Here is an 8,960-nt window from a genome sequence, read left to right as displayed (position 1 = left end):
CGATACCGGTCACCCGCACCACCGACCACGGCACCGCCAAGCTGATGCCCGACGTCGACCGGGAGCGGGCGTGGCTGCTCACGGTCGACGGGGCGCCCCAGTCGTACGTGGACTTGGACGAGCCGACGCACCTCGAGTTCGAGTACGCGCGGCGGCTCGGGCACGTGCTGGACACGGTGGGTGAGGCCGGGCAGGCGCTGGACATGGTGCACCTGGGCGGCGGTGCGCTGACCCTGCCCCGGTACGTGGCGGCGACCCGGCCCGGCTCACGGCAGCGGGTCGTCGAGGCCGACCGGGGGCTGCTGGAACTGGTCGCCGAGTACCTGCCGCTGCCGGAGGGCTCGGGTGTCAGCCTGTACGCCGCCGACGCCCGGGCCTGGCTGGAGTCCGCGCCGGACTCCACCGCCGACGTGCTCATCGCCGATGTCTTCGGAGGCTCCCGCGTCCCTGCCCACCTCACCACGCTCGCCTACGCCCGCGAGGCCGAGCGGGTCCTGCGGCCCAACGGGGTCTATCTGGCCAACCTCGCCGACGCCGCCCCGTTCGGCTTCCTCCGCTCCCAACTGGCCACGCTGGGAGAGTTCTTCGAGGAACTGGCACTGATCGCCGAGCCGGGCGTGCTGCGCGGCCGCCGGTTCGGCAACGCGGTCCTGGCCGCCTCGCACCGCCCGCTCGACGTCGCCGCGCTGGCCCGCCGGGTCGCCGCGGACGTCTTCCCGGCACGCGTCGAACACGCCACGGCCCTGAGGGATTTCATCGGCTCCGCCCGTCCGGTCCAGGACGCCGACGCAGTGCCGTCGCCCTTGCCTCCCGACGGCGCGTTCGGGATCGGCTGACCTGGGACCGGCCGCGTGGGGCCGCGGACATGGCGTGCGCCGTGCCCGCGGGCGGCGGGCGGCCGTCGGCCTCCGCTAGCGCGAGGCGCCCCTCAGCCGATCGGTGATCCTCGCCAGGGCATGGTCGGCAGGGTGCCGTTTGATGAGCCCTTCGCGACCTGCGGCCCGCAGCCGCACCACCGCCACGCCCTCCGGTCCTGGGACCACGACAGCCGTCACAACGGTGGGGTTCAGGCCCCCCATCCCCATGCCGACCATCGCTCGTACGGCGACGCCCCCGCCGTCCCGGGCCTGAGCACCTATGAGACTCCCGACGTCGGACAGAGTCCTGTGCACCAGCTCGGAGACTGCCGTCACCGTCCCGGACAACTCGACAACAGCGGTACTGACGTCCTTCTTCGTCCACTTGAAGCCTCGCGCGGCTCCGCGCGCACCGCCCTGCGCCCCGGCTCCCCCCGTTCCGTGAACTCCGGTTACCGCCCCACTGGCGGCGGCTCCCATCGAGCCGCCCTTCGCACCGAGTTGCATCATCGCGGCGAGCAGGAGCTCGTCCTCACCGGCCTCGTCGAACATGCCCGCCTCCTCGACACCGACACGAAAGGCATCAGTCTTATCACCGGCGGCCTCCTGGAGGGCGGGTGCCGGAGGGGTTTCGAGCGGTCGGCAGCAGGGAGCCCGCCGGCGTGACGGGGCCGCGACGCGGCGGCCCGTGAGGGGCGGTTGAGGGCGTTGGAGGTGACCGGCACCCGGGGTGGGCCGACCGGCGGCCACCACCCCTCGTGGCCGCCGTCGCCCGGCGCCGGCTGGGGAACGCGGCGGCGACGACCCAGCCGTTCGCGCGAGGGCCGGGTCCGCGCGCCGGGGTCAGTCCGCCGTCGGCGTCCCGTGCAGCCTGACCGTGCTGAGGATCTTCATGACGGTCGCGTCCGGCACCTCCCCCTTGACACCCGTGGCGCCGTAGAAGTTCCAGGACACGTAGTCACCTTGCGAGTTCTTGAAGCCGAACGTGATGGCCTTGCCGTCGCTGGCACACTTCGACGTGCCCTTGCGCGGGCTGTTGTGCGACCGGGCCCAGGCGTAACTGCCGGTGATGCCCGAGGTTGTCGTGAACGGCTTGGCCTTCTTGTCGAAGGTGATGCTCTTCTTGTCCGGTTGGGTGTAGCCGCCGTACACCCACCAGGCCGGTGTGTTCACGGCGATCTGGTCGGTGCTCTTGGCACCGCTCGCGCCCTTGGAGCCCACGGCCGCCAGTGAGGTGTCGTCGGTCCTGCCGTCCTTGTCGTCGTCCGAGGTGCACCACTTGGGCTGGTCCTCGGCCGTGCCCGACATCACGATGAGAGGCTTGCCGCTGTCGGACTTCCGGTCCTCGAACCCCATCTCCAGGGTCGGGGACTGCACACTCCAGTCCGCGGGCACGTCGTAGGCGAGGCCCCACTTGGGGTTCACGACGACCTTCCAGCCGGCGATGGTGGGCTTCTCCGTGTTGACGCCGCGCGGGTCGTCGCTGGCGGACGAGGTGGGCGAGGGCGGTGCCGTCGGCGAGTGGCTCGTGTGCCCGCCCTTCTGGGCGGTGTCGTCCTTGCCGCCGCCGTTCTTGCCGAGGACCAGGAATCCGGTCACGCCGGCGGCGACCACGACCGCGACGGCGGCGATGATCGCGATCAGCTTGGTACGGCCGCCGCCGCCCTGCGGCGGCTTGGACGTGGGCACGGTGGGCGGTTGCCCCCACTGCGGCTGCTGCCCGTACTGCCCGGGCTGCGGGTACTGCTGGTATCCGGGCTGCTGGTACGGATTCTGCTGCTGATATCCAGCCTGCTGGTAACCCGGCTGCTGGTAACCCGGCTGCTGGTACGGATTCTGCTGCGGGTTCTGCGCGCCCCCTGGCGGCTGCTGATCTGGCCACATGGCCGGTAACCCTAGTGCGGTGGCGACACGGTTCGGTCACCGGTCGTCGTCAGGGTTGTAGTGATACGCGGAAGAGCTGCGAAGGAGTGCCGTCTCCCTGCTGGTCAGCCCCTGCTGCTCGGACCAGATGTCGATCGGCGAGATGCTCGCCGCCACCGTGCCCATGACCCGGGCGCTGAACCTGGAGTTCCTGGAGACCACTGCGGACCAGGCCGTGGTGTCCCTGCCGGACCAGGGCGCGCACCACAACCACGTGGGCGGGCCGCGCGCCGGGGTGTGACGACCCATACCCACATGCCCGCGTTCCGGGCCGAATGAGATATCCCAGTTGTGGAGGGGATGCGTGACCCGAGGGGCTTCTTCCGGGCGGGAGCTGGAACGTGAGGGGCTGGCCAGCGACGCTACCCGCCGGTAACATCTGGCTCATGACAGTTGAGAGCGCCTCGATGGGCGAGATGCTGGCCACTGCGGTTCCGATGGTGCGGACGCTGAACCTGGAGTTCGTCGAGGTCACCCCGGAGCGTGCCGTCTTGCGACTGCCGGACCAGCCGGATTACCACAATCACGTTGGTGGCCCCCACGCCGGCGCCATGTTCACTCTGGCTGAGTCCGCCAGTGGGGCCATCGTGCTCACGGCCTTCGGCGATCAGCTCTCGCGCTCGGTGCCGCTCGCGGTTCGGGCCGAGATCGACTACAAGAAGCTGGCCATGGGCCCGGTGACGGCCACGGCGACCCTGGGCCGCCCGGCGGCTGATGTCATTGCCGAGCTGGACGCGGGCGGTCGGCCGGAGTTTCCGGTCGGAATCGCCATACAGCGCGAAGACGGGGCCATTACGGGGGAGATGACGGTTGTGTGGACCTTGCGGCCGAATGGTTGAGCCGTAGGCAGAAGACACTGGAGAACCTGTGGGCCGGCGCGGCGGCTTCGTACCTGGCTTTCTTTGGGTGGGCCGGTTCGCGCGTAGCCTCGGGTTTCCCGGGGGATTCCGGTGCCGGGGGAGTGCCGTCGGGCTGCGAGATGGTGCGCAGGTGGCAGCCCCGGGCGGGGGAGTCGGAGTAGGGGGACAGGCGGAACCGTTGGCCATCGGCGGGCAGTTGGTCATGTAAACGGACGACAACGCTGTCCCCGTGCCCGGCGCCACTTGGGGTGCCCCGGCCGGCCACACCACCCGCCCGAGCGGCGCCGGAGCGCGGGGCGCCGCCGTCTCCCCCTCGGCCGCCTCGGTCGGCGAGCCCGTCGAGATCGCCCACGGCAGCCTGCGCACCCTCGCCTCGGGGCGCTGCCTGGACGTACGCGGGGGGCGGGTCGCGGCGGGCGCGAGCCCCGTGCTGACGGCCTGCTCGCCCGCCCCCTCGCAGCAGTGGTCGTACCAGGACGACGGGCTGTTGCGCAGCGCCGCCGACCCCGCCCTCTGCCTCGTCGCCGACCCGGGCACGAAGAGCGTCGCGGTGGACGACTGCGTGGTCCACGCCGGGGAGGTGTCGTACGACGTCGCCGCCGGCGGTGAGATCCTGCTCCGCTGGCACAAGGGGCTCCTGGTCGCCGCGGGTTCGGGGCGCTCCGCGACGCGGGTCGCCGTGGCGGACCGGGACGGATCCAGGGTGCAGCGCTGGGCGATCGAGCCGGATGAGGGCGGGCGGCCGGATGCGACGGCGGCACCGAATGCGCCGGACGGGGAACGGCGGGGCGTGCGGGCCGGTGGTCCCGGGGCGTCGCCCGGGCGGCGGGGCGACGGCGATTCCTCGCCGCCCGGGTATCCGGGGCGCGGGTCCCAGGGGCTCGTGCGCGGTGGCGAGACCCGCATCGCTCAGGTCGGCGTGCACGCCGACCCGCCGTCGGCCGGGCCCGCGGCTTCGGGCGCCGCCGGGGATGCGGCGGGCGCGGTGGAGGCGGTGGGGCGCCACGTTCAGCCGGTCACCGACGCGCTCGCCTCGACGGCCGGTGAAACGGGTCCCGGCGCGCTCGCCTCGGCGGCCGGCGGCACCGGTTCCGGCGGGCGCCGGGCCGTCGGCACGCTGCTCGGCTGAGATGCCGGGCGAAGGGCCGCCTCGCCGGGGCGGCCCTTCCGCGTGCGCGGGGAGCGGGGGCAGAGGCGGGCCGTGTGCGAGTCGGCGGGCGGAGGTCATCCGGGAGGCATGGATCGGGCCCTCGTGTCCCGCCGTGGTGCGGCCGGGTGGGAGGTGGGGACAGCAGGCAGGGGCAGTAGGCAGAGGCAGCAGGCAGGGGCAGTAGGCAGAGGCAGCAGCTAGGGACAGCAGGTAAGGGCAGCAGGTTGGGAGAGTCGCCGAGCGGTTCGACGGGCTTGTGGCGGTGCGGCGCGCGGCGTCGGACCGGCCCGGCCTCCGCGCCGGTCGCGGGTATGACCGATTTTCGTGGCGCTTGCGGCGAATTCGGCGCTCTGGCCGAATCACGGCCACCGCGCGCGAAAAGGACGCGGCGATATTGACCCGTGAGTAGCCCCTCGCTAGTTTCCGGTGCCCTCGCACCAGAGCGTCCCGCCGCACAAACCCCCCACCGTGCTTTTCTCGCCGATTGTGTCGGAGCATCATGACCTCGCCCGTGCGCGCCCTCGATCCGATCCTGTGCATCACCCCGTTCGCAGAGCCCGACGCCGGCCTGGCGGCGGCCGCCTCGGCTGCCGGCGCGCTCGGCGTCCTCGACCTCGGCACCGGCGACCGAAGATCCCGCGAGGAACTGGCCCGGCTGAGACGGACGGCGCCCGGGCCGTTCGGCGTACGGGTGACCGCGCGCTGCGCCCTGACCCCCGCGGACCTGGCGGGCGCCCCCCGCACCGTCGTCCTCGCCGCGGACGCGCCGTGGTGCCCGGCCCAACTGTCCGACGCTTACCAGGTGTTGGCGGAAGTCACCGATCTCGGGCAGGCCCGGACGGCCGTCCGGGCAGGAGCGCACGGGCTGATCGCCCGGGGTGGCGAGAGCGGCGGTCGGGTCGGCGAACTGAGTACCTTCGTCCTGCTTCAACAGCTGCTCGGCGACGAGGAGTTGAGTGGATCGCCGGTCTGGGCCTGCGGGGGGATCGGCCCGCGTACGGCGGCGGCAGCCGTCGCGGGCGGAGCCGCCGGAGTCGTCCTCGACAGCCAACTCGCCCTGCTGCCCGAGTCACGCCTGCCCGAGCCGGTCCGGGCGGCGCTGCGGTCCCTGGACGGCTCGGAGACGGTGGTACTGGGCGGACACCGGGTTCTGAGACGGCGCATGCCCGACGCCCCTCAACCGCCCGCCGACGACCCCGGAGCCGTCGCCGCGCTGCTCGGCGCCCAGGACCCGCGCCGCCACCTGCTCCCCGTCGGCCAGGACGGCTTCCTCGCCGCCGAGTTCGCCGAGCGATGGGGGAACGTGCGCAGGGTGGTGCACGAAATCGCGGCAAGCATCCGGGGCGTGCTGGACTGCGCGCCGGGCGGTCGCACCGAGGGCAAGGGGGCGGTTTCGAGAAAGGGGGCCCACGGGACTCGTCCCGCTCGGGTACTGGATGCGGCGGCGGACGGTGTGCGGCAGTCGGGTGAGGCGGTGGCGGGTTCTGGGCCCGTTCCGGCACCGGCTCGGGCGGCGGTCGGTGCGGGGCAGTCGGGTGAGGCGGCGGCCGGTTCTGGGCCCGTTCGGGCACCGGCTGCGGAGGCGGACCGCCCGGACCCCGGCAGCGCCCTGCGCCCGGGTTCGGCGATGAGCCGGGCGCTGGGGACGCGGTTGCCCGTGGCGCAGGGGCCGATGACGCGGGTCAGCGATCAGGCCGGGTTCGCCGCTGCCGTCGCCGCGGACGGGGCTTTGCCCTTTCTGGCGCTGGCCCTGGCCGACGGCGCGCGGGCCCGGACGATGCTGAGGGAGGCGCGGGCCGTGCTGGACGGGCGGCCCTGGGGCGTGGGCCTGCTCGGTTTCGCGCCCGAGGAGGTCAGAAGCGCACAGCTGGACGCCGTACGGGAGGTGCGGCCCACGCACGCCGTCATCGCGGGCGGGCGGCCCGCCCAGGCGCAGGTGCTGGAGCGGGCCGGGATCCACACCTTTCTGCACGTGCCCTCGCCCGGGCTGCTGCGGCAGTTCCTGGAGGCCGGCGCGCGCAGGTTCGTGTTCGAGGGGTCCGAGTGCGGCGGGCACGTCGGGCCCCGGGCGTCGTTCCCGCTGTGGGAGGCCCAACTCACCGTTCTGCAGGACTTCCTGGCCGACGCCGACGCCGACACCGACGACGGAACCGCGCGGCAGCTCGAGGTGTTCTTCGCGGGCGGCATCCACGACGAGCGGTCCGCGGCGATGGTCGCAGCCCTGGCCGCACCGCTCACCAGCCGAGGGGCCGCGGTCGGCGTCCTCATGGGCACGGCCTACCTCCTCACCGAGGAAGCCGTCACGCACGGCGCCATCCAGCCGCTCTTCCAGCGGCAGGTTCTCACCGCCGACGCGACCGCCCTGCTGCAGACCGCGCCCGGCCATGCGACCCGGTGCCTGCCCAGCCCGTTCACCCACGACTACCGGGACCGGGAGGCCCGGTTGCGGGCGAGCGGCATGCCGGACCGCCAGGTGTGGGAGACACTGGAACGCCTCAACGTGGGCCGGCTGCGCATCGCGAGCAAAGGCCTGGTGCGGGCGGACGACGGCGGGCTGAGCGCCGTCGACGAGGAACGGCAGCTCGCCGACGGGATGTTCATGGCGGGCGAGGTCGCCGTCCTGCGCTCGGCGACCACCACCGTGGCGGCCCTGCACCGAGCGGTGACCGACGGCGCCCTCGGCCTCCTCGCGGCGCGCGCCAAGGCGCCCGGCCCCCGCTCCGCCGCCGAGCCGGCGCCGCCCGCACCGCTCGACATCGCGGTCGTCGGCATGGCCTGCATGTTCCCGCAGGCCCCCGACCTCGCGACCTTCTGGTCGAACGTCGTCGCCGGGCGCGACTCGGTGACCGAGGTGCCGGCCGACCGTTGGGACCCCGCGGTGCACCACGCGGCCGGCAGCACCGCCTCGAAGTGGGGCGGCTTCCTGCCCCGCATCCCCTTCGACCCGCTGCGCTACGGCATCCCGCCCGCCTCCCTCGGCAGCATCGAACCCGTCCAGCTGCTGTCGCTGGAAGCGGCCCGCCGGGCACTGGAGGACGCCGGATACGGGGAGGAGGGGCGGGAGTTCGACCGGTCGCGCACCTCCGTGGTCTTCGGCGCGGAGGCGGGCAGCGACCTGTCCAGCGCCGTCACCCTGCGCGCCGTACTCCCCTCGTACTACGGCGCCGTCCCCGGCGCGCTGGACGGGCAACTGCCCCGGCTGACCGAGGACTCCTTCCCCGGCATGCTCGCCAACGTCATCTCCGGACGGATCGCCAACCGCCTCGACCTCGGCGGCGCCAACTACACCGTCGACGCCGCCTGCGCCTCCTCCCTCGCCGCCCTCGACGTGGCGTGCAAGGAACTGGTCAGCGGCACCAGCGACGTCGTCCTGTGCGGCGGCGCCGACCTGCACAACGGCATCAACGACTACGTCCTGTTCTCCTCCGTGCACGCACTCTCGCCGACCGGACGCTCCCGCGCCTTCGACGCCTCCGCGGACGGCATCGCGCTCGGCGAGGGCGTGGCCTGCGTGGTCCTCAAGCGGCTCGCGGACGCCGAACGCGACGGCGACCGGATCTACGGCGTCGTGAAGGGCCTCGGCTCCGCCAGCGACGGCCGCTCCCGCGGTCTGACCGCTCCCCGGCCCGAGGGCCAGCGGGCCGCGCTGCGACGCGCGTACCGCGCCGCGGGGGTCTCGCCCGCCGAGGTCGGGCTGGTGGAGGCGCACGGCACGGGCACCGTCGTCGGCGACCGCACCGAACTCGCCGTGCTCGGCGAGGTGTTCGCCGAGGCCGGCGCCCGTCCCGGCGGCTGCGCGCTCGGCTCGGTCAAGTCGCAGATCGGGCACACCAAGTGCGCCGCCGGACTGGCCGGCCTGATCAAGACGACCCTCGCCCTGTACACCGGGGTCAAGCCGCCCACCCTGCACCTGGAGCGGCCCAACCCGGCCTGGACGCAGGGCGACAGCCCGTTCGTCTTCCACAGCCGTGCCCAGCCGTGGGCCGCACCGGCCGCCGAACGCGCCGCCGGGGTCAGCGCGTTCGGCTTCGGCGGCACCAACTTCCACGCCGTGCTGGCCGCCCATCCGGACGCCGTACCGCCGCGGCAGGCCCTGGACGCGTGGCCCGCCGAGCTGTTCCTGTTCCGGGGCGGGGACACGGCGGCGGCCCACCGGGAGGCGGCGGAGCT

7 protein-coding genes are annotated in these 8,960 nt (G+C 73.6%); 5 read left to right on the top strand and 2 right to left on the bottom strand.

Annotation, left to right across the window (positions count from 1 at the left end):
- Window positions 1-2: 2 nt before the first annotated feature.
- On the top strand, window positions 3-836 hold the full coding sequence (locus ACLU3S_RS33670) for a spermidine synthase (protein ID WP_413955781.1): 834 nt from the start codon (window positions 3-5) through the stop codon (window positions 834-836).
- A 75-nt stretch (window positions 837-911) separates the two neighbouring features.
- On the opposite strand, the gene ACLU3S_RS33665 is transcribed toward ACLU3S_RS33670, so the two are convergent.
- Window positions 912-1,409 carry a hypothetical protein gene (locus ACLU3S_RS33665; RefSeq protein ID WP_413955780.1) on the bottom strand — a complete coding sequence of 166 codons (498 nt, stop codon included), beginning with the start codon at window positions 1,407-1,409 and terminating at the stop codon, window positions 912-914.
- Between the two features lie 291 nt (window positions 1,410-1,700).
- The gene (locus ACLU3S_RS33660; RefSeq protein ID WP_413955779.1) at window positions 1,701-2,741 is read right to left on the bottom strand and encodes a hypothetical protein; all 1,041 of its coding nucleotides are present in this window, start codon (window positions 2,739-2,741) and stop codon (window positions 1,701-1,703) included.
- A 127-nt stretch (window positions 2,742-2,868) separates the two neighbouring features.
- Between ACLU3S_RS33660 and ACLU3S_RS33655 the strand changes: the two genes are divergently transcribed.
- The 4 genes from ACLU3S_RS33655 to ACLU3S_RS33640 form a co-directional block, all read left to right on the top strand.
- Entirely contained in the window at window positions 2,869-3,021 is a 153-nt protein-coding gene (locus ACLU3S_RS33655) for a hypothetical protein (RefSeq protein WP_413955778.1), read from the top strand.
- A 145-nt stretch (window positions 3,022-3,166) separates the two neighbouring features.
- On the top strand, window positions 3,167-3,619 hold the full coding sequence (locus tag ACLU3S_RS33650) for a DUF4442 domain-containing protein (RefSeq protein WP_413955777.1): 453 nt from the start codon (window positions 3,167-3,169) through the stop codon (window positions 3,617-3,619).
- Between the two features lie 250 nt (window positions 3,620-3,869).
- Window positions 3,870-4,769 (top strand): RICIN domain-containing protein, encoded by a 900-nt coding sequence (locus ACLU3S_RS33645; protein ID WP_413955776.1) that lies wholly within the window; start codon window positions 3,870-3,872, stop codon window positions 4,767-4,769.
- A 520-nt stretch (window positions 4,770-5,289) separates the two neighbouring features.
- Window positions 5,290-8,960 (top strand): beta-ketoacyl synthase N-terminal-like domain-containing protein (locus tag ACLU3S_RS33640; RefSeq protein ID WP_413955775.1); only part of this gene is annotated, 3,671 nt, incomplete at its 3' end.

This window comes from Streptomyces sp. AF1A, from assembly GCF_047340315.1.
Lineage (GTDB): Bacteria > Actinomycetota > Actinomycetes > Streptomycetales > Streptomycetaceae > Streptomyces.
Note: the sequence above shows the minus strand (reverse complement) of the source record. Positions and strands in the feature narration are given on the sequence as shown.

Coding starts and splice junctions, on each gene's coding strand:
- ACLU3S_RS33655 (WP_413955778.1), top strand. CDS start 2,869: ATGTCGATCGGCGAGATGCTCGCCGCCACCGTGCCCATGACCCGGGCG.
- ACLU3S_RS33660 (WP_413955779.1), bottom strand. CDS start 2,741: ATGTGGCCAGATCAGCAGCCGCCAGGGGGCGCGCAGAACCCGCAGCAG.
- ACLU3S_RS33665 (WP_413955780.1), bottom strand. CDS start 1,409: ATGTTCGACGAGGCCGGTGAGGACGAGCTCCTGCTCGCCGCGATGATG.
- ACLU3S_RS33650 (WP_413955777.1), top strand. CDS start 3,167: ATGACAGTTGAGAGCGCCTCGATGGGCGAGATGCTGGCCACTGCGGTT.